Annotated in this window: 18 protein-coding genes; 8 read left to right on the forward strand and 10 right to left on the reverse strand. The window is 61.4% G+C overall.

The annotated features are described in order from the left end of the window. Position 1 precedes the first annotated feature (1 nt). Positions 2–1,477, forward strand: coding sequence for a 4-hydroxy-3-polyprenylbenzoate decarboxylase (gene ubiD, locus NZ453_RS08055; RefSeq protein WP_263769993.1), 1,476 nt, complete (start codon positions 2–4; stop codon positions 1,475–1,477). A 179-nt stretch (positions 1,478–1,656) separates the two neighbouring features. After that, positions 1,657–5,886: an EAL domain-containing protein gene (locus NZ453_RS08060; RefSeq protein ID WP_263769994.1), complete on the forward strand. Its 4,230-nt coding sequence runs from the start codon at positions 1,657–1,659 to the stop codon at positions 5,884–5,886. Between the two features lie 36 nt (positions 5,887–5,922). Here NZ453_RS08060 and dacB read toward each other — a convergent pair whose 3' ends face one another. Beyond that, positions 5,923–7,347: a D-alanyl-D-alanine carboxypeptidase/D-alanyl-D-alanine endopeptidase gene (dacB, locus tag NZ453_RS08065; RefSeq protein ID WP_263769995.1), complete on the reverse strand. Its 1,425-nt coding sequence runs from the start codon at positions 7,345–7,347 to the stop codon at positions 5,923–5,925. Positions 7,348–7,418: 71 nt separating this feature from the next. Here dacB and NZ453_RS08070 point away from each other — a divergent pair, with 71 nt between their 5' ends. From NZ453_RS08070 to NZ453_RS08080, 3 genes are all read left to right on the forward strand, one after another. Next, complete coding sequence (locus NZ453_RS08070; protein ID WP_263769997.1) at positions 7,419–7,976, forward strand: PilZ domain-containing protein; 558 nt, start codon at positions 7,419–7,421, stop codon at positions 7,974–7,976. 260 nt (positions 7,977–8,236) lie between these two features. After that, positions 8,237–8,551, forward strand: a complete 315-nt coding sequence (locus NZ453_RS08075) for a DUF485 domain-containing protein (protein WP_263769998.1) — start codon at positions 8,237–8,239, stop codon at positions 8,549–8,551. After that, entirely contained in the window at positions 8,548–10,272 is a 1,725-nt protein-coding gene (locus tag NZ453_RS08080; protein ID WP_263769999.1) for a cation acetate symporter, read from the forward strand. The genes NZ453_RS08075 and NZ453_RS08080 overlap by 4 nt, the downstream gene beginning before the upstream one ends. A 69-nt stretch (positions 10,273–10,341) precedes the next feature. On the opposite strand, the gene NZ453_RS08085 is transcribed toward NZ453_RS08080, so the two are convergent. After that, the gene (locus tag NZ453_RS08085; protein WP_263770000.1) at positions 10,342–10,617 is read right to left on the reverse strand and encodes a hypothetical protein; all 276 of its coding nucleotides are present in this window, start codon (positions 10,615–10,617) and stop codon (positions 10,342–10,344) included. Between the two features lie 137 nt (positions 10,618–10,754). On the opposite strand from NZ453_RS08085, the gene NZ453_RS08090 reads away from it, so the two are divergent. Together NZ453_RS08090 and NZ453_RS08095 are read left to right on the forward strand one after the other, a co-directional pair. Next, positions 10,755–11,162, forward strand: coding sequence for a DUF134 domain-containing protein (locus NZ453_RS08090; RefSeq protein ID WP_263770001.1), 408 nt, complete (start codon positions 10,755–10,757; stop codon positions 11,160–11,162). A gap of 36 nt (positions 11,163–11,198) precedes the next feature. Continuing rightward, entirely contained in the window at positions 11,199–12,161 is a 963-nt protein-coding gene (locus tag NZ453_RS08095; RefSeq protein WP_263770002.1) for a NifB/NifX family molybdenum-iron cluster-binding protein, read from the forward strand. A gap of 43 nt (positions 12,162–12,204) precedes the next feature. On the opposite strand, the gene NZ453_RS08100 is transcribed toward NZ453_RS08095, so the two are convergent. Genes NZ453_RS08100 through NZ453_RS08110 form a run of 3 tightly spaced genes read right to left on the reverse strand, consistent with a single transcriptional unit; the run spans position 12,205 to position 18,041 of the window. Then, positions 12,205–13,707 (reverse strand): efflux transporter outer membrane subunit, encoded by a 1,503-nt coding sequence (locus NZ453_RS08100; protein ID WP_263770004.1) that lies wholly within the window; start codon positions 13,705–13,707, stop codon positions 12,205–12,207. Further along, positions 13,704–16,826, reverse strand: coding sequence for an efflux RND transporter permease subunit (locus NZ453_RS08105; protein WP_263770006.1), 3,123 nt, complete (start codon positions 16,824–16,826; stop codon positions 13,704–13,706). Before NZ453_RS08105 ends, NZ453_RS08100 begins: the two co-directional genes overlap by 4 nt. A 33-nt stretch (positions 16,827–16,859) precedes the next feature. Next, positions 16,860–18,041 carry an efflux RND transporter periplasmic adaptor subunit gene (locus NZ453_RS08110; RefSeq protein ID WP_263770007.1) on the reverse strand — a complete coding sequence of 394 codons (1,182 nt, stop codon included), beginning with the start codon at positions 18,039–18,041 and terminating at the stop codon, positions 16,860–16,862. A gap of 160 nt (positions 18,042–18,201) precedes the next feature. Between NZ453_RS08110 and NZ453_RS08115 the strand changes: the two genes are divergently transcribed. Beyond that, on the forward strand, positions 18,202–18,816 hold the full coding sequence (locus tag NZ453_RS08115) for a TetR family transcriptional regulator (RefSeq protein WP_263770008.1): 615 nt from the start codon (positions 18,202–18,204) through the stop codon (positions 18,814–18,816). An 83-nt stretch (positions 18,817–18,899) separates the two neighbouring features. Here NZ453_RS08115 and NZ453_RS22170 read toward each other — a convergent pair whose 3' ends face one another. From NZ453_RS22170 to NZ453_RS08140, 5 genes are all read right to left on the reverse strand, one after another. Then, positions 18,900–18,980 (reverse strand): hypothetical protein, encoded by an 81-nt coding sequence (locus NZ453_RS22170; protein WP_420851619.1) that lies wholly within the window; start codon positions 18,978–18,980, stop codon positions 18,900–18,902. A 105-nt stretch (positions 18,981–19,085) separates the two neighbouring features. Then, complete coding sequence (locus NZ453_RS08125) at positions 19,086–19,424, reverse strand: hypothetical protein (RefSeq protein WP_263770010.1); 339 nt, start codon at positions 19,422–19,424, stop codon at positions 19,086–19,088. Between the two features lie 150 nt (positions 19,425–19,574). Continuing rightward, a complete protein-coding gene (locus NZ453_RS08130) occupies positions 19,575–20,306 on the reverse strand; it encodes a response regulator transcription factor (protein WP_263770011.1) in 732 nt (243 codons plus the stop codon). Beyond that, positions 20,306–21,577 carry a sensor histidine kinase gene (locus NZ453_RS08135; RefSeq protein ID WP_263770012.1) on the reverse strand — a complete coding sequence of 424 codons (1,272 nt, stop codon included), beginning with the start codon at positions 21,575–21,577 and terminating at the stop codon, positions 20,306–20,308. Before NZ453_RS08135 ends, NZ453_RS08130 begins: the two co-directional genes overlap by 1 nt. A gap of 20 nt (positions 21,578–21,597) precedes the next feature. Then, positions 21,598–22,494: an SMP-30/gluconolactonase/LRE family protein gene (locus NZ453_RS08140; protein ID WP_263770013.1), complete on the reverse strand. Its 897-nt coding sequence runs from the start codon at positions 22,492–22,494 to the stop codon at positions 21,598–21,600. Between the last annotated feature and the right edge of the window lie 20 nt (positions 22,495–22,514).

The raw sequence follows: 22,514 nt of genomic DNA on the forward strand, positions 1-22,514 counted from the left end.
AATGAAGTACCATGATCTGCGCGATTTCATCGCGCAACTCGAACGTATCGGAGAACTCAAGCGCGTTGGAGTCGAGGTCGACACGCGCTTCGAGATGACCGAGATCTGTGACCGCGTCCTGCGCAAGGGCGGTCCGGCGATCCTGTTCGAGAAGCCCAAAGGGCATGATATTCCGGTGTTGGCCAACCTGTTCGGCACGGCGCGCCGGGTCGCTCTCGGCATGGGGCAGGAGTCCGTCGCGGCACTGCGCGAGGTGGGAAAGCTCCTCGCGTACCTCAAAGAACCCGAACCCCCGAAGGGGCTCAAGGACGCGTGGGAAAAATTGCCCGTGCTCAAGCAGGTTCTCAACATGGCGCCGAAAACCGTCTCCTCCGCGCCGTGTCAAGAAATCGTCTGGGAAGGCAAAGACGTGGACCTTTCGCGGCTGCCGATCCAGCATTGCTGGCCTGGCGACGTGGCGCCTCTCATCACGTGGGGGTTGACCGTCACGCGGGGGCCCAACAAGCCGCGCCAGAACATTGGCATTTACCGCCAGCAAGTCCTCGCCGAGACGCACGGACCAAACAAGGTGATCATGCGCTGGCTTGCGCATCGCGGCGGCGCCCTGGACTTCCGCGATCACTGCCTGCAAAACCCGGGGCAACCGTTCCCTGTTGCTGTTTCGCTGGGTGCCGATCCGGCGACCATTCTCGCCGCCGTGACTCCTGTCCCGGACAACGTATCGGAGTATCAGTTTGCCGGACTGCTTCGTGGCGCGAAGACCGAACTCGTGAAGTGCATCGGGTCGGACCTGCAGGTGCCCGCATCGGCAGAGATCGTTCTCGAGGGATTCATCGATCCGGCGGAGACCGCTCTCGAAGGCCCGTACGGCGACCATACCGGCTACTACAACGAGCAGGCGAGCTTCCCGGTTCTTACCATCGAGCGCATTACGCTACGGCGCAATCCGATTTACCACAGCACCTACACGGGTAAGCCGCCGGACGAGCCGGCGATGCTCGGCGTGGCGCTCAACGAGGTTTTCGTGCCGCTGTTGCAGAAACAGTTTCCCGAGATCGTCGATTTCTACCTTCCTCCCGAGGGCTGCTCGTACCGTCTCGCCACGGTGAGCATCCGCAAGCAGTATCCCGGGCACGCCAAGCGTGTGATGTTCGGCATCTGGAGCTTCCTGCGCCAGTTCATGTATACGAAGTTCATCATCGTCGTTGACGACGACGTCGACATTCGGGAGTGGAAAGAAGTCGTGTGGGCGATGACGACCCGGGTCGATGCGGCGCGTGATACGTTGATTGCCGAGAACACGCCGATCGACTATCTCGATTTCGCCAGCCCGGTGGCCGGATTGGGCAGCAAGATGGGGATCGATGCGACGAACAAATGGCCAGGCGAGACCGGCCGCGATTGGGGGACGCCGATTGCCATGGACGCGGCAGTAAAGGAACGCGTCGATCGCCTCTGGCAGGATCTCGGCCTCTAGTAGCGCTTTCGCACTACAGCTTGCTGCTGTAGGTCACGCCAAAAAGAAGCGATGGGCGAGGTCCGCGTGGCGTCCCATACCGCTGTCCGAACGGCGTTCCAATAGTAGAAGAAGGAGGGGCGTACGGCCTCGGTTGCTTTGCGTACTTCGGGTATTATGAAGTGCGGGGGTACCAAAGCGTGATTGACCGTTCGGCAGACTCGTCCTCGGCGAAGCGGCATGTCTCTCCAGCGCGCGTCGTGTTCCTTTACGCGCTTTTTGCCGGGCTTTGGATTGTCACCTCCGGCGCGCTACTGACGCTTAGTGTCGACGACCCGGTGTTGCAAGGCCGGATCGAACTCGGCAAAGGCCTGCTCTTCGTCCTTGTTACCAGCGGCCTGCTCTACATCGGCTTGCGCAATTGGGGCGCCCCCGTTTCCGACCTGCCGGATCGCGCCCGGTTGCACGCCACCGAGTATCGCTGGCGCGCACTTGTGTTCCTTACGCTGATCGCCGCGATCCCCCTGGTCGGCTACATGGTGGTCAGCATTCACGGACCGCAGGTGCGGCGCGACGCTTTCGTCGGACTGAAAGCGGTGGCAGAACTGAAAGCGCGACAGGTGGAGAACTGGCTGGGCGAGCGCGACAAAGACGCCGCCGTGGTCATGTTTGCTCCCGGACTTGTGCAAATGGTCGCTGGCTTGCAGGCTGATCGGGCTGGTACCCAGCGTGCTGCGTTGCAGGCGGGGTTGGCGGCCGCGGTTGCGGCCATGAAATACGAAGAGGCCATCCTCACCGATCCGCAGGGCCGACCGCTGGTGAGCGTCGGTCGCGAGCACGCGGTCTCGGAGCAAACCCGAGATCGCATAGCGACTGCCCTGAGAACGGGGCGCAGCGAGTTCGGCGATTTTTCTCAGGATAGCGAAGGGCGGCTGCACACCGATCTTGTTGTCCCCTTGTTGAAATACGGGGGAGAGAGACCGGTGCCTGTCGGGGCGATCGTGCTGCACGAAACGCCTGAGCACTTTCTGTTTCCCTATTTCGCCCTTTGGCCGACATCGAATACCAGCGGTGAGACGCTTCTGGTACGCAAGCTGGGCGACTCGTTCGTCTTCTTCAACGAAACGCAGCGCGAGACGAGAAAGAAGGGGTGGCGACGCCTTTCGCTTGCTGGATTGGGAACGATAGGTGCGGCGGCGGCAAATACCAGCGCGCCGGGCGTCGGGGAGGGCACGGATTATCGTGGCGAGGAGGTTCTTGCCGCATTCAGACCGATCGCCGGAAGGGATTGGGTTCTCGTCACCAAGCTCGATCGGGGCGAGGTCATGGCTCCGCTGCGCGATCTTGCCTTCTGGGTGAGTTTGGTCGCGCTTGTCTCGATTTCACTTGTGTGCGGCGCCATGATGCTTCTCTGGCGGGCACGAAGCCGAAATATCGACCTTGAGCGGCGCGCGCAATCCGATCGTCAGCTCAAGCAGTTCTACGACCTGCCTTTCATCGGTATCGCGATGAGCCCACCGCAGTCGCGCGCGTTGACGAAGTGCAACGACTATCTGTGCGAAATCCTCGGCTACAGGCGGGAGGAATTGCTGGCCCGCGAATGGACGACCCTTCTCCATCCCGACGACGCCAGCGATGCGTCCTTCGAAGACGTGCTGGCGGGTCGGGCAGAAGCGTACGCCGGCGACCGGCGTTTCGTTCGTTCCGATGGCGCAACGGTTTATGCGGTCCTCGACGTACGATGCGTTCGCGATGTGCGCGGTGATCCCGAGCACATTTTCATCACCGTCCAGGACATCTCGGCACGCAAAGTGGCCGAGGCGAGGTTGCAACGTCTTACACATATCTATGCCGCGTTGAGCGAGTGCAATCAGGCGATTGTGCGTTGCGACACTAAGGAGGAACTGTTTCCAAAGATATGCCGCTTCGCCGTCGAGTTCGGGGGGATGAAGACGGCATGGATCGGCGAGCTCGACGCGCATCGCGGTCGTCTGCGGGCGGTTGCGAGCTACGGTGACGAGTCTGGGCGGCTCGAAAACTTCGAGGTGGCGATCGACGATGGCTGTGCGGGCGATGAGAACGCCAACTGCCTGGGCGCCCTGGGTGCCGCGCTGAGGAAGGCAGAACCGGTATGGAGTCAAGATTGCCGGGAGAAACCGGCCATGCTTCCGGGTGGTCAACCGTGCTCTAGTGCCGGGTGGCTTGCGTCCGGGGTGTTGCCGCTCACTTGCCGGGACCGCCCGTTCGGTGCGCTGGTCATTTACGCCGGCGAGATCAACGCCTTCGACGACACCGCGCAACAGCTCCTGGCCGAGATGGCGATGGACATCAGCTTTGCCCTGACGTCGTTCTCCCGGGAGGAAGAGCGTAGGCGGATCGAGGCGGCGCTGCGCGAAAGCGAAACGCGTTTCCGGAATCTCTACGAGAAAGCGCCCCTGCCGTATCAATCGCTCGACGTCGAGGGCAACATTCTCGACGTCAATGAAGCTTGGCTGGCTCTGCTCGGGCGCGAGCGCGACGACGTGATCGGTCGTTTCGTCGGCGAATTTCTGACCGCTCCTTGCGCGGAGGCTCTCACGGAGGAGTTTCACCGTTTCGTGAGCGAGGATCGCGTCGACGGCCGCGTTTTCGAATTCGTGCGCAAGGACGGCTCCATCCGGTCGCTCGGAGTCAGCGCACAGGCCGCCCGCGATGCCGACGGGCGCTTCCTGCGCACGCACTGGATCATGGCAGACCTGACGGAACGCCAGAAAGCCGAAGAGCAGTTGAAGCTAGCGGCGAAGGTGTTCGATCAGAGTGCTGAAGGAGTGATCATTACCGACGCCGAGCTGAACATCCTGATGGTCAACCGGGCGTTCACGGAAATCACCGGGTACTCCGCCGAAGAAGTCGTCGGCAAGACGCCGGGAATTCTCTCGTCGGGCCACCATGACGCCAATTTCTACCGTGACTTGTGGAATTCCGTTCGCGTAGACGGCCATTGGCATGGCGAGATGTGGAATCGCCGCAAAGATGGCGAGATTTACCCCGAGCTCGTTTCGATCAGCCAGGTTGAAGACGCCGACGGCAAAACGACACATTACGTCGGCATTTTCAGCGATATCTCCGAACACAAGGAAAGCCAGGCACACATCCAGCGTCTCGCGCATTACGACTCGCTGACCGGTTTGCCGAATCGCACGCTGCTGGCCGACCGGGTCGGCCAAGCCCTGAGCCGCGTCGAGCGGAATAATGAGCCGTTGGCGCTCGTCTTCCTCGACCTCGACCGCTTCAAGAACGTGAATGATTCTCTGGGCCATCGCATTGGCGACGAGTTGCTGGTTCAGGTCGCCGAGCGCTTGAAAACCACGCTGCGTGAGGAAGACACGGTGTCCCGCCTCGGCGGCGATGAGTTCATCATGGTGCTGCCGGGAACGAGCGCGGACGGGGCGGCGCACGTGGCCGAGAAACTGCTCAGGACGTTGTCGCTGCCTTACCGTTTCGAAAAGCACGAACTGTCCGTGACGCCATCGCTGGGGATCGCGATGTACCCAGCCGACGGAAACAATTACGAGACGCTCTCGATGTGCGCCGATGCGGCGATGTACCGGGCAAAGCAGAGCGGGCGCAATACCTTCCGCTTCTTCACGCGCGAGATGCAGGAGCGATCCGAGCGTACGCTGCAGCTAGAGAACGCAATGCGTCGCGCGCTCGAACTCGACCAGCTCGAACTCCACTATCAGCCGCAGATTTCTTTGCATGACAATCGGATTGTCGGCGCCGAGGCTCTGCTGCGATGGAGGCATCCGGATTTCGGGATGGTTCCGCCGAGCGATTTCATCCCCGTGGCAGAAGACAGCGGCCTGATTCTCCCTGTCGGCGAATGGGTGTTGCGTGCCGCGGCAGTGCAGATGAAACGCTGGATGGACGAGGGAAGGGCACCTATGGTGATTGCCGTGAACCTCTCCGCCGTGCAGTTCCGACAAACGAACCTCCCCGAACTCGTCTCCCAGATCCTCCATGAGACGGGGCTGCCTGCCCACTGCCTTGAACTTGAATTGACCGAGGGGGTCGCGATGGATAACCCTCTCGCGGCGATTTCGCTGATGGAGGATCTGCACGAGCGCGGCGTACGCATGTCGATCGACGACTTCGGGACCGGTTACTCCTCGCTCAGCTACTTGAAACGCTTCAAGGTGTACAAGCTCAAGATCGACCAGTCCTTCGTGCGCGACATCCTCACTGATCCGGAAGATGCGGCGATCGTGGACGCGATTATTGGTCTCGCCCGCAGCCTCGGCATGCATACGATTGCGGAGGGCGTGGAGACGGCGGCGCAGCTCGACTTTCTGCGCAAACGCGGATGCAACGAGATACAGGGGTACCTCATTGGCCGCCCCATGAACTCGCAAGATTTCGAAGCGTTTCTCGCGCACTACGAGAACGACTGACCACCGTCGAGGAGCCGGTCGTCCTCGGCGCCGGGCTCAGCGTTCGGCCAGCCAGCGCAGAAGCGCGTCCATCGCCGGTTTGCCTCCGCGGGCTTTGGCGTCGTTGATCAGAAACACCACGATCCAGCGCCGATCATCGGCGTCCTGGACATAGCCGGCGATACTGCGCACATTCTCCAGGTAACCCGTTTTCAGACGCGCACGGCCGGTGGCCGTGCTGTCACCGAGACGCTTTTTCATCGTGCCGTCGATACCGGCGATCGGCAACGAAGCAAACAGCTCAGGCATCACCGGGCTCCTCCACGCGGCAAGCAGCAGGCGACCGAGGCTGTCAGCCGAGATACGCTCGCGGCGAGATAGGCCGGAGCCGTTGTCGAGGATGAGTCCGGGCATGCGCAACCCTTTGGTGGCCAGCCAATCTTCGATGCGGCGTCGCGCCGCCTCGGGAGTCGCAGGCCGGTCGGCGGCGAGCGTCAGAAACACCTGGCGTGCCATGACATTGTTGCTGTACTTGTTGATCTCGCGGACCACTTCCCCGAGTGCCGGTGACTCGTTGACCGCCAGGATCGGAGCGCCTGCGGGCGCCTTGCCTTCGCGTACGCGGCCCGTGAACGTCCCTCCCAATTCTCTCCAAAGGGCTGAAAACAGGCGACCTACCTGCATGTCGGCCGGCCACGGCGAGAGATGAAGCGCCTTCGGGCCGCATGCGGCGGGAAAGATGCCGCGCAACTCAATCACGTCCGCCCCGGCGTCGACCTTGAACTTCTCTCGCCAGTCTCCGCACGGCTCGTCGCTGAGTTTGAGGCGATTCACAAGGTGCAGTCCGTCGCTCGGGGTCTCGGCGAGAATTTCCACCTGCGTGCCGCCCGGATCGGGTTGCAACGTGAGATGTACGCTCTTGAGGTTGACGAGCAGGGCGTCGGGGCCGGCGTTGTAGGGACGCAGCGGCTCGCGGTCGAATTCGCCAGGGTCATGCGGCGGTAGCAGGAAGGCGCTGCGATCGAGTACCAGGTCGCCATTGATGTCACGTACGCCGTGCACGCGCAGGCGTCTCAACAGCAGCCAGAATTGTTCGAGCGCGAGTCGCGGGTCGCCGCTGCCACGCAGATAAAGATTGCCTTCGAGCCGCCCCTCGACGGGCGGGCGGTCTCCCAGGGCTTCCGTCGTCCATACATACGCGGGACCGAGGAGTTCGAGCGCCGCATAGGTGGTGACGAGCTTCATGACCGACGCGGGATTCATCGGCTGCTCGGCGTTGTGGCGGATCAGCGGGACCTTGGAATCGACGTCCTGCACCACGACGCTGACGCTACGAATCGGAATGCCGGCCTCCTTGAGCGCGGTGGTGACGGTCGCCGGCAACTCCGCTGCCCACGCGCGCGCGACAAACAAGCAAAACAACGGCAGAAGAAGGCACAGTCGGGATCGGCTAGCCTGGCATTTTTCGGAGGACTGCCCCATAGCTTCTCGGTTCATGAAATATGAGTAAAATGATCTGGCCCCACGACACGTAAACAACCGACGAGGAACACATGAAGGAGCAACGCCGTCATCAGCGCATCCGCTTCAAGTACCCGCCGCTTGTCCGCATCGGGCAACTCGGACTGTCGGGAACAGGAACCCTGGAAAATCTCTCACTTGGCGGGCTCATGCTGCGCACGGAACTGCCGCTCAAGGTAGGCGAACCCTTCGGGTGCGAATTCGTGGTCTTCGATTCGCCTCTTATTGATATGCCGGCGGTTGTCGTGAGCAAGGTGGGTGACCTCTACGGCTCGCGTTTTCAGGCGGGCCCGATCAGTGAATCGCTGATCCAGGGAGCCATCGACAAGGCGCTGGCCTCCGGCAAAGCGTCGATCCTGAGTATAAATGATCTGCAAGGGCGCAAGGTCATGAGAGTGGTCGGCGGACTGAACGCCGGGCTGCGCAACGATATGCTTTATGGCCTCACGCGCACCGGCGTCGAGCAGATCGATCTCTCCGAGGTCACCGAGATCGACAGCGAGGGGCTTGATCTTTGCAGGCTGGCGATCGCGCAGAAAATCGAGATCGTGCGCGTATCGCCTTGCGTGCGTGCGCTCATGGCGGCCTAGGGCGGTCACCGACAGCTTCGTTCCTGGGTTCATTTCGAATCCGCCTCGGCCCATCCTCGCCTTCAGCACAATTGCGCGGAGGCGGTGTGCGGTCCCTTTCTTCGTGCGCCGCGTCGCCGCTGCCCTGCGGCCGAATCCGCGATTCGCGGTTAAGCCGATTCATTCCATCGCGCTGCGCGGAGTAAGTGTGACGTAAGCTTCGCTCCCTATCGTCCGGTCCACCGTGGCCCTTGTGCCGCTCCACGATGGAGGAAGAAACGATGGTCGAGGACATCGCCGCTCGTGTGTCGGCAAACCCGAAGTACCACAGGCTCGTCGGGACGCGCGGAGTCTATAGCGTTCTCATGACGCTCTGCGTGATGGTCGTGTATTACGGCTACATCCTGCTCATCGCCTTCGATAAGGAATGGCTGGCGGGCAAGCTCGCGGGAGGTATGACGACGTCGATCGGCATTCCCCTCGGCGTCGGCGTCATCGTGGCTACGATCATTCTGACAAATATCTATGTGCGACGGGCCAATACCGAGTTCGATCGCCTGAACGCAGAAATCATCTCGGAGGCGAACCGGAAATGAGCAGGCTTTCCTTGAGCAGAGTCATGTCGGCGGGCGCGCTCTTCGCCATCGCGGGAGCTGCCTATGCAGCGGGTGCCGATCTCGGTCAGACGACCAAGCAGGCGACCAACTGGGTGGCCATCATCATGTTTGCCGGGTTCGTTGTCATTACGCTGGCGATTACCAAGTGGGCCGCGGCGCGCACACGTTCTGCCGCCGACTTCTACACCGCGGGCGGCGGCATCACCGGGTTTCAGAACGGTCTCGCGATTGCCGGCGACTACATGTCGGCGGCATCTTTTCTCGGTATCTCGGGACTCGTTTTTGGCAGTGGCTTCGATGGCCTGATCTTTTCGATCGGCTGGCTCGTCGGTTGGCCAGTGATCACGTTTCTGATGGCCGAACGGCTGCGCAACCTCGGCAAATTCACGTTCGCCGACGTGGCGTCGTACCGCTTCGCCCAGACCCCGACACGGATCTTCGCCGCGTGTGGATCGCTGGTCGTGGTCGCCTTCTACATGATCGCGCAGATGGTCGGCGCAGGACAATTGATCAAGGTCCTGTTCGGGCTCGAGTATCAGTACGCCGTGATGATCGTCGGTGTGCTCATGATGCTCTATGTCCTTTTCGGCGGCATGACGGCGACGACCTGGGTTCAGATCATCAAGGCGTGCATGCTGCTTGTCGGCGCGTCGTTCATGGCCCTCGCGGTTCTCTACCAATTCAACTTCAACCCCGAGGCGTTGTTCGCCAAAGCCGTAGAGGTGCACTCCAAGCACGACGCGATCATGGCGCCGGGCGGGCTGATCAAGGACCCGATTTCGGCGATTTCCGTCGGCATGGCGTTGATGTTCGGCACCGCCGGGCTGCCGCATATCCTGATGCGCTTCTTCACCGTGCCGAGCGCCAAGGAAGCACGCAAGTCGGTGGGTTGGGCGACGACCTGGATCGGTTACTTCTACATCCTGACGTTCATTATCGGCTTTGGCGCGATCGTGCTCGTGTCTACCGACCCGGCGTACCTCGCCGTGAAAATGGCGGACGGCAAGCCCGTTCTCGATGCCACCGGCAAGGTGGTCTACGACGGCTTGAAGGGCGGCGGCAACATGGCGGCGATCCATTTGGCCAATGCCGTGGGCGGCAACGTCTTCCTCGGCTTCATCTCGGCGGTTGCCTTTGCGACGATCCTCGCGGTGGTAGCCGGCTTGACGCTTTCCGGGGCCTCGGCGGTGTCGCATGACCTCTACGCCACGGTGATCAAGAAGGGGGCCGTTGATTCCGCGGCCGAGCTGCGTGTCTCGAAGATCACGACGATCTGTCTTGGCATCGTCGCGGTGATTCTCGGCATCGCGTTCGAAAAGGAAAACGTCGCCTACATGGTCATGCTGGCGTTCGCGATCGCTTGTTCGGCCAACTTCCCCGTTCTGTTCATGGCGGTGTTGTGGAAAGACTGCACGACGCGCGGCGCGGTGACCGGTGGCTTTGTCGGCCTCCTGGCATCGGTCGGCCTCACCATCGTGTCGCCGTCGGTCTGGGAGGCTGTGCTGCACAACCCGGCCGGAAGCGCACTCTTCCCCTACGCGTCGCCGGCGCTGTTTTCGATGTCGGCGGCTTTCGTCACGATCTACATCGTTTCCAAGCTCGACAATAGCCCGCAAGCGCAACGAGAGCGGCTGATCTATCCGGCGCAGAGGGTACGTTCCGAGACCGGTCTCGGGGCAGTGACTTCATCCGCGCACTGATTCGCCGTTCGTGCAAAGGAAAAAGCCCGGGGAAAACCCCGGGCTTTTTTTCTTGTGGCGTCGAATGCACTAGAACAATGTGGCGACGACGTCGCGATCGCGTGCTTTCAGTTTCTCCAGTCCCTTCAATGCTTCCACGGTACATCCGTGGATCTGTCCGTGCTCGATGAAGCGATCGAGGGTTTCCGCCAACGGGTAAGCAGCCTCGTGCCACTGTTCCCTGAACACTCCCTCGGTGAGGCGCTCGCAAGTTAGCCTCCCCGGCCGTAGGCGAACAAAGACCGCCGTCTGCCCGTCGCGCCGCGTAACGATCGCGGTTTCGTGTTGTTCGTTGGTTACCACCATGCGGGCATCGTACCAGTTTCACGAACGGTGCGAAGCACACCCGGGAACGCTTGTCTTATATTCCTTAACTGGCATATGCCACTAATGTGTGATAGGCTGTCAGCACTGTCTCCTTGTTGCCAAGCACACCCAGTCCAATGCCAAGACCCATGAAATGTCGGCGGGTAGCCTGCGAAATACGCGCGCGCTATTTCAAGCCGCAGGGTATTCCGTTGCGGCTTCTCGACGAGATCGAGTTGTCGCTTGATGAACTCGAAGCGATGCGTCTGACCGACGTCGAAGATTTGTATCAAGCGGATGCCGCGGCTCGGATGGGGGTATCGCGGCAGACGCTCGGCAACATTGTGGCAAAGGCACACAAAAAGGTGGCGCGCGCGCTCCTCGGGGGGCACGCCCTGCGTATCGGTGCCGTGGACGGTCCGGTTGCCATGTGTGCGCAGGAAGGTGAGTGCGCCCGTGAAACGGAGTGTGAGGGAAAAGCCGCCCGGATGCGGGAGACATCCTCCTCTTGTGGCCTCCCAACACCAGAGAAAGAACATCAGTAACGAATCCTATTGCGAGAGAAAACGATGAAACTGTGTATGCCAATTCGTGCGCCAGGCGGACTTCAGGCCGAGATCGAGCCCCATCTTCCGAACGCCGAGTACCTGCTGTTTTTCGACACGGAGAGCCGCCATTTTCATGAGGTCTGCCTACGCGATCAAAAGGCCGGCTCTGGAGCGGACCTTGAAATCCATGCCGTCCTGTGCGGCAGCATCAACCGAGTGACGCTACGTAGTCTGTCGGACCAGGGGATCAAGGTGTACGGCATTGAAGCCACGACCGTCGGGGAAGCGATCGCTCATTTCGAGCGCGCGGGCCTGGCCAACGAAACCGCATCTCAGGCCGCCGGCGGGTGCTGTGGTGGTCATGGACACGGACATCATGGCGCGTCCGGTCACGACGGGGCGGGGTGTGGCGGCCATGGGGGTTGTGGCGGGGGCTGCGGCGGACATGGCCATGGACACGATCACGCGCATGGCGAGGAGTCTGATCGCGGTGGGTGTGGTAGCGGAGGGCATGGCGCCGGTCACGAAGGGGACCACCAAGGGCACCACCATGATGGCCACCATGAGCACGGGTCGGGCGGTTGCTGCGGTGGTCATGGCCGAAAGCAGGGGAACCGCGAGGCGGAAGTGCCGCCGCTGGGGCGAAAGGTGAAAGTCGCCGTGTGTAGCCAGAATCGAAAGACGGTCACCGACCATGCCGGCAAGTGTCGCAAGTTCTGGGTTTACGACATCGCCGATGGCCGCATCGTCGACAAGTCGCTGCTCGAACTCCCTCTTGACCAGACTTTCCACGAGACGCCTCCCGGGGCGGCGCACCCGCTGGACGCGATCGACGTTCTGATTGCCGCCGGCATGAGTCCGGGTTTGCAGTATCGCCTCCTCGGTGACGGTATCCGCAGCGTCGTCACGGAACTGAGCGAACCGGACGAAGCGGTCGCGGACGTGCTCGCTCAACTCGGCTACGGCGAGGTTGCCCTGCCAGCCGAAGCCAGCTAAGGGCGACCTGTAGCAACTGTAGCGCCTAGGTTAGGCGCTACAGTCAGGAACGCGGCGAACTGTCGGGCGAAGCTGCCTGTGCGCCCGTGTTCTCCAAAGACTCCGCCTTGAAGTTGTCGTTCCATCCGCCGCCGAGCGCCTTGAACAGCGAAACAGCCGAGCCGAGTCGCGCCTGGCGGGTGGAGACGTAAGCGAGCAGTGCGTCGTTGGCGCTGCGCTGTGCGTCGAGCACATCGAGGAAGCCCGAATAACCCGCTTGATAGCGAAGCTGCGCGATCTCCAGTGTCTTCTGTGCGGCTTGCACACGCCGTTCCTGCGCGCGGTCGCTTTCGCCGTATTCACGCAGGCTCACGAGCGCATCGTTGACCTCCTTGAACGCGGTGTGGACGGTCTTCTGATAGCTCACCAGCGTCTGCTTCTGCCGCGCCGTCGCTTGATCGATACGTGCGGCGTTGCGGCCGGCATCGAAGATCGGCATTGCGGCGGCCAAACCGATCGACCACGTGGAGGCGCCGGACGTGAAGAGCTTGCTTAGCGCAGCGCTTTCTCCGCCCAGCGCACCCGTCAGCGAGACACTCGGATAAAGCGCCGCCTTGGCGACACCGATGCGCGCGTTGGCCGCCACCAATGATTCCTCCGCCTGGCGAATGTCCGGACGCGCTTCGAGCAACGTCGACGGCAGCCCGGCCGGTGGGACCGGCGGCATCGGCAGTTGGCGCAAGTCGCCGACCGTGATGCTGAGTCCCGGCTGCCCGGTGAGCAGCCCCAACTGAGTCTCGGCCAGCGCACGTTGGCGACGCAAATCAGCGAGTTGGGCTTCGGCTGCGGCGACACTGCTTTCGGCCTGATGCATGTCGAGAGGGGAAGCCGTTCCGCCAGTCAGTCGGCTGCGAGTGATCTCAAGCGACTTCCGCCGGCTGTCCAGCGTGTCCTGTGTCAATGCCAGACTGGCGTCGGCCGCGCGCAAGGCGAGGTAGTTGCTGGCAACGAGACCCGCCACCGAAAGTTCGGCCGTGTCTTTGGCGTAGCGGCTGGCGAGGAGTTCGGCGCGCGCGGCCTCGTCGGCGCGCCGCAGCTTGCCCCATAGATCGATCTCGTAGGAGGTGCTGAATCCGGCCTTGCGACTGTCCTGGATGCGAGGTACCGCCGACGATAGCGGTGTTGCATTCTCGGCGCTGATTTGCGAACGCGAGCCGCTGGCCTTCAGGTCGACTTGGGGAATGAAAGCGGCACCGGCTTCGCGTGCTGCGCCTTCGGCCTCTTCGATACGTGCCATGGCGGACAGCAAGTCGTGGTTCTGTGCCAGTGCCTGGGCAACGAGTTCGTCGAGTTGGGGGTCCTGGAACAGATGCCACCATTCCTTCTGCAGTGCGGCGCTCGCCTCGACCGGAGCAGCGGTGGCGGTGAAGCCGTCCGGCAATCCGGCGTCGGGACGCCGGTAATCCGGCCCGACGGCGCAGCCGGCAAGCGTAAGCAGAGCAAGCGTCACGGCAACGGCTGTTGGCCGACGTGCGGCGCGCGATGGGTTATCAGAGCGGCGCATCATGCCTTCTCCTCCTGAGAGCTGTTTTGGTTCTCGTCGTCATGGTGCGAACGGCGTCCCGACAACCAGCTAAAGAACATCGGAATAAAGATCGTAGCAATGAAGGTCGCGGCCATCATGCCGCCGAACACGCCGGTTCCCATCGAGCGGCGGGCGGCGGCTCCCGCTCCGCTCGATATGACGAGCGGGAATACGCCGAGAATGAAGGCCAGCGAGGTCATGACAATCGGCCGGAAACGCAAGCGCGCCGCTTCCTGCGCCGCGTCGCGTACGCGCAAACCTTCGGCGCGTTTCTGAGCCGCGAACTCGACGATCAGGATCGCGTTCTTCGCCGCGAGGCCAATGAGTACGACGAGACCGATCTGGAAGTAGATGTCGTTCGGCATGCCGCGCACCATCACGGCGGCCAGTGCGCCAAAAAGTGCGAACGGGACGGCCATGATGACGGCCAGCGGCAGCGACCAACGTTCGTACTGCGCGGCGAGGATCAGGAAGACCATCAGGATGCCGAATCCGAAGGCGACGGCCGAGGTGGTTCCGGCGCGCTTCTCCTGATAGGCCTGACCGGTCCATTCCAGCTCATAACCGGCGGGCAGCGTGTCTTTCGCTACCTGCTCGACGATCTTGATCGCCTCGCCGGTGCTCACGTTTGGAATCGAGTTGCCCATAACCTTCGCCGCGAGAAAGCCATTGAAGCGTTCCAACTGCTCGGGGCCCACGGTTGCCTTCACCTTGATCAGTGAAGAGGCTGGCACCATCGTTCCGTCGCCGGCACGCACATAGGCTCGGCCAAGGTCTTCAGGCTTGTTGCGGAACGGCGCGTCGGATTGCAGCTGGACGCGGTAGGTACGCCCATTGAGGTTGAAGTCATTGACGTAAAGCGCGCTTACCGAAGCTTGAAGCGCTTGATAGACGTCCGCCACCGGAATGCCCATTGAGATGGCTTTTGCTTCGTTAACCTCGACGTTCAACTGCGGAGAGGTGGGCCGGTAAAAGGTGTTGATTCCCGTCAACTCCGTCCTCTTCTTCAGGGCCTCGACAAACTGTCCGGTAACGTCGGCAAGCTTTTGTGGGCTCGCGTCGCCACGTGCCTGGATGTAGGCTTCGAAGCCGCCGACGGAGCCGAGGCCCATGATCGCCGGTGGGTTGAAGACGAGCCCCAGCCCGTCCGACAGCATCATGCCCATTCCGGAGAATTTCTTCACCAGATCTTCTGCGGAAGAGGTGCGGTCGGCCCAGTCGACAAGTGGAACGAAAACGGTTCCTGCATTGGGCTTGATGCCCCCCCCGACGATGTCGTAGCCGACGACGACGAAAATGCGGTCGACTGCTGGATCCGATTTCATCATTTCCTGGAACTGGTTCGCGGTTAGTTTGGTACGCTGCAAGCTCGCGCCATCGGGGAGCATCAGCGCGCTCAGCACGTAGCCCTGATCTTCCGACGGAACGAAACCGCCCGGGACAGCCCGGAACATGAAGACGCAGCCTGCGACGATCGCGATGCAGGTGATGGTACCGATGATGCGGTGGTAGAGGGTTTTGCGCACCGTGTTCGTGTAGCCGCGGGTCAAGGCTTCGAACGCCCGGTTAAACGGTCGAAAGATGGCCACTTCCTCGTGTTTTGCTTTGAGGAGGAGGGCGCAGAGGGCAGGGGTTAGCGTCAGGGCGACGATGCCGGAGATGGTCACGGAAATGGCCACCGTCACGGCGAACTGCTGGTACAGCCTGCCGGCAATGCCGCCAAGGAAGGCCACCGGGATGAATACAGCGCAGAGCACGAGCACGATGGCAACGACGGCGCTGGATACCTCGCGCATGGCTTCTATGGCCGCGGCACGCGGTTGCATCTTCTGCTCCCGCATCAGCCGCTCGACGTTCTCGAGAACGACAATGGCATCGTCAACAACGATACCGATCGCCAGCACCATTGCGAACAAGGTGAGCGTGTTGATCGAGAATCCGAATACCCACAACCCGGCGAACGTGCCGACGAGCGAAACCGGCACGGCGACCAGCGGAATCAGCGTCGCGCGCCAGTTCTGCAGGAAGATGAAGACGACGACGGCGACCATCACCAAAGCTTCGACCAGGGTATGGACGACCTCGGTGATCGACGCCTTCACGAACTTCGTTGTGTCGAACGGGATGAGGTAGTCCACACCGGTCGGGAAACGTTCCTTCAGCTCTTCCATGCGGGCACGGACTCGCTTCGAGACCTCAAGCGCATTGGCTCCCGATTGCAGGTAGATGCCGATGCCTGTGACCGGTTTGCCGGCCATCGTCGTTGTCGAGTCGTAGCTCTGAGCGCCGAGTTCGATGCGCGCTACGTCTTTCAAATACAGAATGCCTTTCGGCCCCTTGGCACGGACGACGATGTTGCCGAACTCGTCGGGTGTTGTCAGCCGTCCCTTGGCGGTTACGGTATAGACAAGCTGTTGACCTTCAGGAGCAGGCTCGTGGCCGACCTTGCCTGCCGCGTTCTGCTTGTTCTGTGCCGATATGGCCGCCGATATGTCGCTCGTCGTCACGCCGAGTTGCGCCATACGGTCCGGCTTGAGCCACACGCGCATCGAGTAATCCTGCGAGCCGAAGATTTGCGCATCACCCACACCGGGGATACGCCGTAGGTCGTCGAGAACGTTGGTCAGCGCGTAGTTCGACAGATAGAGCACGGAACGGCTGTCATCCGGCGAGGTGAGCATGGTCACCATCAGGATGTTGTTTGAGCGCTTCTGTACGGTGACGCCGTATTGCCGGACGACGTCGGGCAGGCGTGGCTCAGCAATCTTGACCCGGTTGTTGACGTTCACCATCGCCATGTCCGAGTCCGTCCCGACTTCGAACGACGCGGTAATAGAGAGCGTTCCGTTGGCCGCGGCAGTCGAGTTGAAGTACATCAAATGCTCGATACCCGACAGTTGCTCTTCGATCGGGGCGGCGACGGTCTTGGCGAGGGTTTCCGCCGAGGCGCCAGGATAAGAAGCGGAGATGACGACCGTCGGCGGCGTGATCTCCGGATACTGCGCGATCGGCAGCACGAGAGACGCCACGATGCCGGCGATGACAATGACAATGGAGATGACCGCCGAGAAGATCGGGCGGTTTATGAAAAAGCGTGACATGATGAGGTCCGGTATCCTTTCTCGCGCGGCCGCCTACTTGCCTTGAGCCGGTGCGGCAGTTTGCGGTGCACCACCAACGCCGGGCGCGCCTTGGGCTCCCGGTGCAGGCTGAGGACCATGTGGAGCGACCGGGGCGCCGGGACGAACCTTCATCAGGTTGTCGACGATGACCTTGTCACCGGCCTGCAACCCTTTTGTGATGACCCAGTCCTTGCCGTGCCACTCCGCGGTTTGTACCGGCCTCGGCGCCACCTTGTTATCGGGAGTCACGGTCATCACGAGGTAAGCCTGTTCCGTCTGCATGACGGCAGCCTGGGGCACGAGGAAGACACCCTGACGCTCGTCGAGCAGAAGCCGCACGCGCACGAACTGCCCGGGCAGAAGCCGGCCGTCAGTGTTGTCGAACTCGGCCCGCAACTGCTGCGTTCCCAGCGATGTGTCGATCGTCGAAGCGAGGAAATTGACCTTGCCGGGTTTCGGATAGACGCTGCCGTCCGGAAGGATGAGTTGCACACCGCTGACCATTCCCGCGCGCAGTTGGCCGCCGGGCAGGGCTGCGGCTTCGGAATCGGAAAGGCCGAAGCGAACCCACATCGGGTTGGCTTGGTACACCGAGGTGAGCGGCGTTGCGTCCGACGTTCCGATCAGGTTGCCTTCCGATTTGATCGCGCGGCCGGATGTACCGGACACGGGAGCAGTGACCGTCGTCCACGAGAGATTCAGTTGCGCCTGATGAAGCGCCGATTGGGCCACGGCGTTGGCCGAAACCGCGTCGTCGTATTCCTTCTGGCTCACGGCCTGGTGTGCAAGCAATCCCTTCAACCGGGCTTCCTCGCGTGCCGTCTGCTCGGCCTTCGCTTTTGCCTGCTCAAGCGCGATCTCGTACGGCGCAGGGTCGATTTTGAATAGCGGCTGCCCGGCCTTCACCGGGGCGCCTTCCTCATAAAGGCGCTTGAGCAGAATGCCGCCGACGCGAGCGCGCACTTCCGTTTCCTTCGCCCCTTCGGTCTGCGCCATCAACTCGACAACCCGTGGCAGATTCGTCGGCTGCATTTCGACGACGGTGACCGGCAGCGCTTGCGGCGCGGGTGGCGGCGTCGCTGCCTTTTGGCCCGAACACGCGCCGAGAGCTGCGACGGCAATTGCGCCGAGGCCAATGACCGTGGCCGCGCGTGGCCACCGGTGAACAGGAGAGAACGTAAGAAGGGGAAACATGGTGGGTGGACTCCAGGCTTGATTTATCACGGCCATTATACATACAATCACGTTTGTTTGTGAATCGGGCAGTAAAAGAACGGTCCAACTTTTCTAAGACAGGGCCGCCGCATTTGACCCGGCGAGCAATAACCAACCGGGCATCCCCGAGAGAGAGTTCATGGTCAGGAAAACGAAGGCGGAGGCTGAACAGACGCGGCAGCAGATCATCGATGCGGCGCGCAAGGTCTTCCTGGAACTGGGCGTCGGCCGGGCTTCGCTTGAGCGAGTAGCGCAAGTGGCGGGCGTCACGCGTGGGGCCGTTTATTGGCACTTCGAGAACAAGGCGGCGCTCTTCTACGCGATGCGGGAAGAATCGGCGCACGTGTTCGACGAGCTCGAACAGGATCTCGTTTCCGACCGTCTTGCCAACCCGCTGGACGCTGTCGAGGAATCTCTGCTGGGATTCTTCAAGGTTCTCGAAACGCATCCCAAGGTCCGCGAAGTCTTCGAAATCATGGCCTTGCGCTGCGAGTACGTGGACGAATTCGCTCCGATTCTGTACGAGGTCAATAAGCCGTGCATCGATTTCCTTGCCCGCCTCTGCAAGGTCTACGGCTGGGCCGCCGAACGCGGATACCTGCGTGCAGGGCTCGATCCGGAAGCCATGGCATACGACACCTTGTCGTTTGCCACGGGCCTCTTCAACAACTGGATGATTGATGATGAGGCCGACGACGTGCGCCGCCGGGCGCACGCCATGATACGCAGCCACGTCGCCTTGCGTCGCGCCTGAGCGTTCGGCTTAGAACGGCTGACTTCAGGGACGGCGGACGACCGGTCTCTGCCTCTTTCCGGCTTGCCGAGTCATGCGCCGACTTAGGGTCGGTCGGTGATGAACCGCGCCAGTGCCGGCCCGGTGAATACGACCATCACCAGCCGAGCCGTCTGGAACGCCATCACGAAGGGAACGTTCACGTCGGAGGCTGTGGCGATGATCGCCGACTCTAGCCCGCCTGGCTGAGGCCTGTCGATCGAAATGCAGGCCGACGCTCCAAGCGAGAACTACGTAGGTCCGTGTCTCCAGGGCGGCAGGGCGACCGTCACCAAGCCGCTGAACTGGCCACAGAGGCAACGATCAACGTTATCGTTTCCGAGCCACTGGAGGACGAGCCCACACCGTGCTGGGCGCCGCGAGTATCCGTCGCCGGCAAACGGCCAGTCCATCCCGACGCACGACAAAATGACGACGATGGCGATCGAAGTGACCAACGACCCATCATCATGCGTGGGCATCATGCTGCGCGCCACGAGCCAATCGACGGCATCGTGGGTGATCGCGAATGGCCAACGCTCGATGGTCGGCGCTATGCCGTAGAACGCGATGACGATAGCACCGAACATGGTGCCGAGAAGCAGGGGCGCAGACAGCTGGATGAAATCGCCACTCTGGCAAACGCTAGCGAGCGCGCTAGCAGTTGAAGCCGTCGATAGTGACCGAGGGCCGGCGGGATGGTGTGTCGGTGCGGTGTTCTCGTTTCGCGGCGTGCAACCCTACTTCCGCAGCGAATCTTGCCAGTCCTTGAATTTCCGATCTTCGCTTCCCATCAGGTCGGGATTAAGCAGCCGCCGGGCAATGGCGCAATACACGGCTCGGGCGCGCAGATTGTAGAAATCGGCGTTGCCCTCCTGTCCAGCCGCGAGCACGTCGAGGCCGAGCTTTTGGTAAAGGTGCCGCAGCCGGCTTTGCACGCCGCGCGTCGACAGGTTACGGCGCACACTGATTCCCCGGTCGGTGAGACCGAGCGCAATGTCGATCAACACTTCGTACTCAAGGTCGGTTAGCCCCTCAATGCGGCTGGTCGAACGTTGTTGCACACCCCAGACTTCGCGGTCGACGATGCATTGATCCTCCAGAAAGATCGCGCGCATCGCAAACTTCGTACGCTCCTCGGGCGACGACTTCAGGACGTAGCCGTAAACCGTGTTGGCAGGAACAATCTTCGATACGCCGCGGACGTAGGCCTCGTCGGAATAGTTCGTCCAGAAAAGGATTTTGACGTTTGGATCGTCAGCCCAAATGATCCGTGCGGCTTCCGCCCCCGACATTTTTGGCATCTGCAGGTCAAGAACAAGCGCATCGGTCGGTCGCTGGCGCGCGAGTTCGACTGCCCTCGCGCCGTCTCCGGCCTCCTCGATTTCGAGCGGGTCAGGCAGCGTATCGATCAACGCCGAGCGGAGAAATGCCCGGTGAAACGGGTCGTCTTCAGCAATGACAATGCGCATTACGTCTCCGCCGCCAGAGAAGAGACGGGCTCGGATGTGAATGGTACTGTGACGACAACTCGTGTGCCTATGTCGCCCGGCCCACGCGCTATGGCTACTTGCCCTCCCATCAGTTTGCTGCGCGTTCGCATATGGCTCAGGCCACCTTTGGCGGTGCGCAGTAGTTTTTTCGAGATACCGATGCCGTTATCGTCGACCGAAACCATCGTATTGCCGTCCTCCTGACTGATGGTGACATCGATCCTGCTGCAATGGCTGTGCGTCATCGCGTTGTTGATTGCTTCTTGGACGACGCGGAAAAGTGCAGTACGGACCGATGTCGGGAGGCGATCAACGGCCCCCTTGGTGCAGTCCCTCACTTTCCACTCGAAAGGGCTCTCGATCGCCAATTCGTTGGGGGAAAGGATGGCCTCGACGGCGTACTCCAAACCGAATACGTCGAGGATGCCGGGCTTCATGTCTTCGATGATACCGCGCAGGTCGCCGAGACAGGTGATCAGCGCCTGTTCGACGCTTGCCAGTTGCTCCTGCGATACCGACGTCTGCATGCGGAGTTTAGCGACTACTCGGACAATGCGCGCGAGGTCGGCAAGGGTCTGGTCGTGCAAGTCCATGCCGATCCTTCGGCGCTCGGTTTCCATGCCTTCGGTTAGGCGTAGCGCACCGACGCGGAGAAACTCTTCGCGTGACTTCGCTTCGCTCTCGGCACGTGCGGCGCGCGATGCTTCCTCCGCACGGCTCAGTGCCCAAAAGTAGGGGGCGAGAAGATCGGCGCAATGCTGGGTGAGGACGACATCGGAATGATCGTAGCAATCCGCCGCGTGCGAGCTAATGCTGATTGCTCCGATGATGGTGCCCTGCACGCGTAGCGGCACGTGAATCCGGCTGCACAGATTCTCGTCAAAGATCGGTCCGTCGTCCGCACCGGGAAAATGGAAGCGGGGATCGTTGATTGCGTCGCCGGTCAGGAGATACGGCTCGTGGCCGAGAAGAACCAAGCGGATTGGACTCTTCGCGACGATCATCGAACTGGGGGCCGCGTTGCTCCAATCGGTTCGCAGCCATGCCTCGTATACCTGGTTGATGCGGTCGTTTTTCTCGATCAGGGCGACGTCCATGTGATCGTGCGGAACGAGCTTGCGGAACTCGGTGGAACAGGTTTGCATCACGATCTCGCCGTCGGTCAAGCCCGCTATCGCCTGCGAAATCGCCAACAACCCCATGTACATCGGGTCGCTGCCGGAACGGCGCCGCTCGAGTTCCCTGTCCATCCTGTTCCTCTGGCCTTGGTCTAGATTCCCTTTGTTCCGAGCTTTACATGATAGAGCCCGGAGGTGGCGGTGATAAAGAGTTCGTTCTTTCGGGTTCCGCCAAAGGCGAGATTCGATACGACCTCGGGTACACGGATCTTGCCGAGCAAGACGCCGTTCGCCGAAAAACAGTGAACGCCGTCGGCAGCGCTGACCCAAAGATTGCCATGTACATCGACCCGCAGGCCGTCGGGAACGCCGGGCTCAATCTCGGCAAATACTTCACCTCCATGCAGTTCGCCGTTTCGGCTCACGGTAAAGGCGCGGATGTGGTGGGCTCCCCCAGGCGCGGTGGAGCCGCCGCTGTCCACAATATAAAGAACGGACTCATCGGGTGAAAACGCGAGTCCATTGGGCTGCGCGCAATCGCAGACCATCGCCTGAATCTCGCCGGAAGCCGCGTCGATCCGATAAACGTATTGACCCTCCTGTTCCTGTTCAGCCGGCTCGCCCTCGTAATAGCTGAGAATGCCGTACACCGGATCGGTAAACCACACCGCGTTGTCGGACGACACCACAACGTCGTTCGGCGAATTGAGGCGGCGGCCACGGTATGCATCGGCGAGAACGGTTATCGTGCCGTCCACTTCCGTACGGGTCACGCGACGTAGGCCGTGTTCGCAGGTCACGAGACGTCCGCTGCGATCGCGGGTATTCCCGTTGGCGAAATTGGACGGTTGGCGATAGGTGTGCGTACCGACGCCTTCTATCCAGCGTAACAGGCGGTTATTCGGAATATCACTCCAGATCAGGCAATTCATATCAGCAAACCAGACGGGGCCCTCGGCCCAGAGCATGCCATCGTAGATTTTTTCAATCCGGGCTGTCGGCGAAACCAGCGCTTGGAAAGGTTCATGCCAATAGTCAACGACGCTCATTTTTGATTCTCGCAAGTAGT

Source organism: Propionivibrio soli (genome assembly GCF_025770765.1).
GTDB lineage: Bacteria > Pseudomonadota > Gammaproteobacteria > Burkholderiales > Rhodocyclaceae > Propionivibrio > Propionivibrio soli.

Excerpts from the sequence above, each read along its gene's own strand:
- ubiD (WP_263769993.1), top strand. The coding sequence starts at position 2 with ATGAAGTACCATGATCTGCGCGATTTCATCGCGCAACTCGAACGTATC.
- dacB (WP_263769995.1), bottom strand. The coding sequence starts at position 7,347 with ATGGGGCAGTCCTCCGAAAAATGCCAGGCTAGCCGATCCCGACTGTGC.
- NZ453_RS08070 (WP_263769997.1), top strand. The coding sequence starts at position 7,419 with ATGAAGGAGCAACGCCGTCATCAGCGCATCCGCTTCAAGTACCCGCCG.
- NZ453_RS08075 (WP_263769998.1), top strand. The coding sequence starts at position 8,237 with ATGGTCGAGGACATCGCCGCTCGTGTGTCGGCAAACCCGAAGTACCAC.
- NZ453_RS08080 (WP_263769999.1), top strand. The coding sequence starts at position 8,548 with ATGAGCAGGCTTTCCTTGAGCAGAGTCATGTCGGCGGGCGCGCTCTTC.
- NZ453_RS08085 (WP_263770000.1), bottom strand. The coding sequence starts at position 10,617 with ATGGTGGTAACCAACGAACAACACGAAACCGCGATCGTTACGCGGCGC.
- NZ453_RS08090 (WP_263770001.1), top strand. The coding sequence starts at position 10,755 with ATGCCAAGACCCATGAAATGTCGGCGGGTAGCCTGCGAAATACGCGCG.
- NZ453_RS08095 (WP_263770002.1), top strand. The coding sequence starts at position 11,199 with ATGCCAATTCGTGCGCCAGGCGGACTTCAGGCCGAGATCGAGCCCCAT.
- NZ453_RS08100 (WP_263770004.1), bottom strand. The coding sequence starts at position 13,707 with ATGATGCGCCGCTCTGATAACCCATCGCGCGCCGCACGTCGGCCAACA.
- NZ453_RS08105 (WP_263770006.1), bottom strand. The coding sequence starts at position 16,826 with ATGTCACGCTTTTTCATAAACCGCCCGATCTTCTCGGCGGTCATCTCC.
- NZ453_RS08110 (WP_263770007.1), bottom strand. The coding sequence starts at position 18,041 with ATGTTTCCCCTTCTTACGTTCTCTCCTGTTCACCGGTGGCCACGCGCG.
- NZ453_RS08115 (WP_263770008.1), top strand. The coding sequence starts at position 18,202 with ATGGTCAGGAAAACGAAGGCGGAGGCTGAACAGACGCGGCAGCAGATC.
- NZ453_RS22170 (WP_420851619.1), bottom strand. The coding sequence starts at position 18,980 with ATGGCGTTCCAGACGGCTCGGCTGGTGATGGTCGTATTCACCGGGCCG.
- NZ453_RS08125 (WP_263770010.1), bottom strand. The coding sequence starts at position 19,424 with ATGTTCGGTGCTATCGTCATCGCGTTCTACGGCATAGCGCCGACCATC.
- NZ453_RS08130 (WP_263770011.1), bottom strand. The coding sequence starts at position 20,306 with ATGCGCATTGTCATTGCTGAAGACGACCCGTTTCACCGGGCATTTCTC.
- NZ453_RS08135 (WP_263770012.1), bottom strand. The coding sequence starts at position 21,577 with ATGGACAGGGAACTCGAGCGGCGCCGTTCCGGCAGCGACCCGATGTAC.
- NZ453_RS08140 (WP_263770013.1), bottom strand. The coding sequence starts at position 22,494 with ATGAGCGTCGTTGACTATTGGCATGAACCTTTCCAAGCGCTGGTTTCG.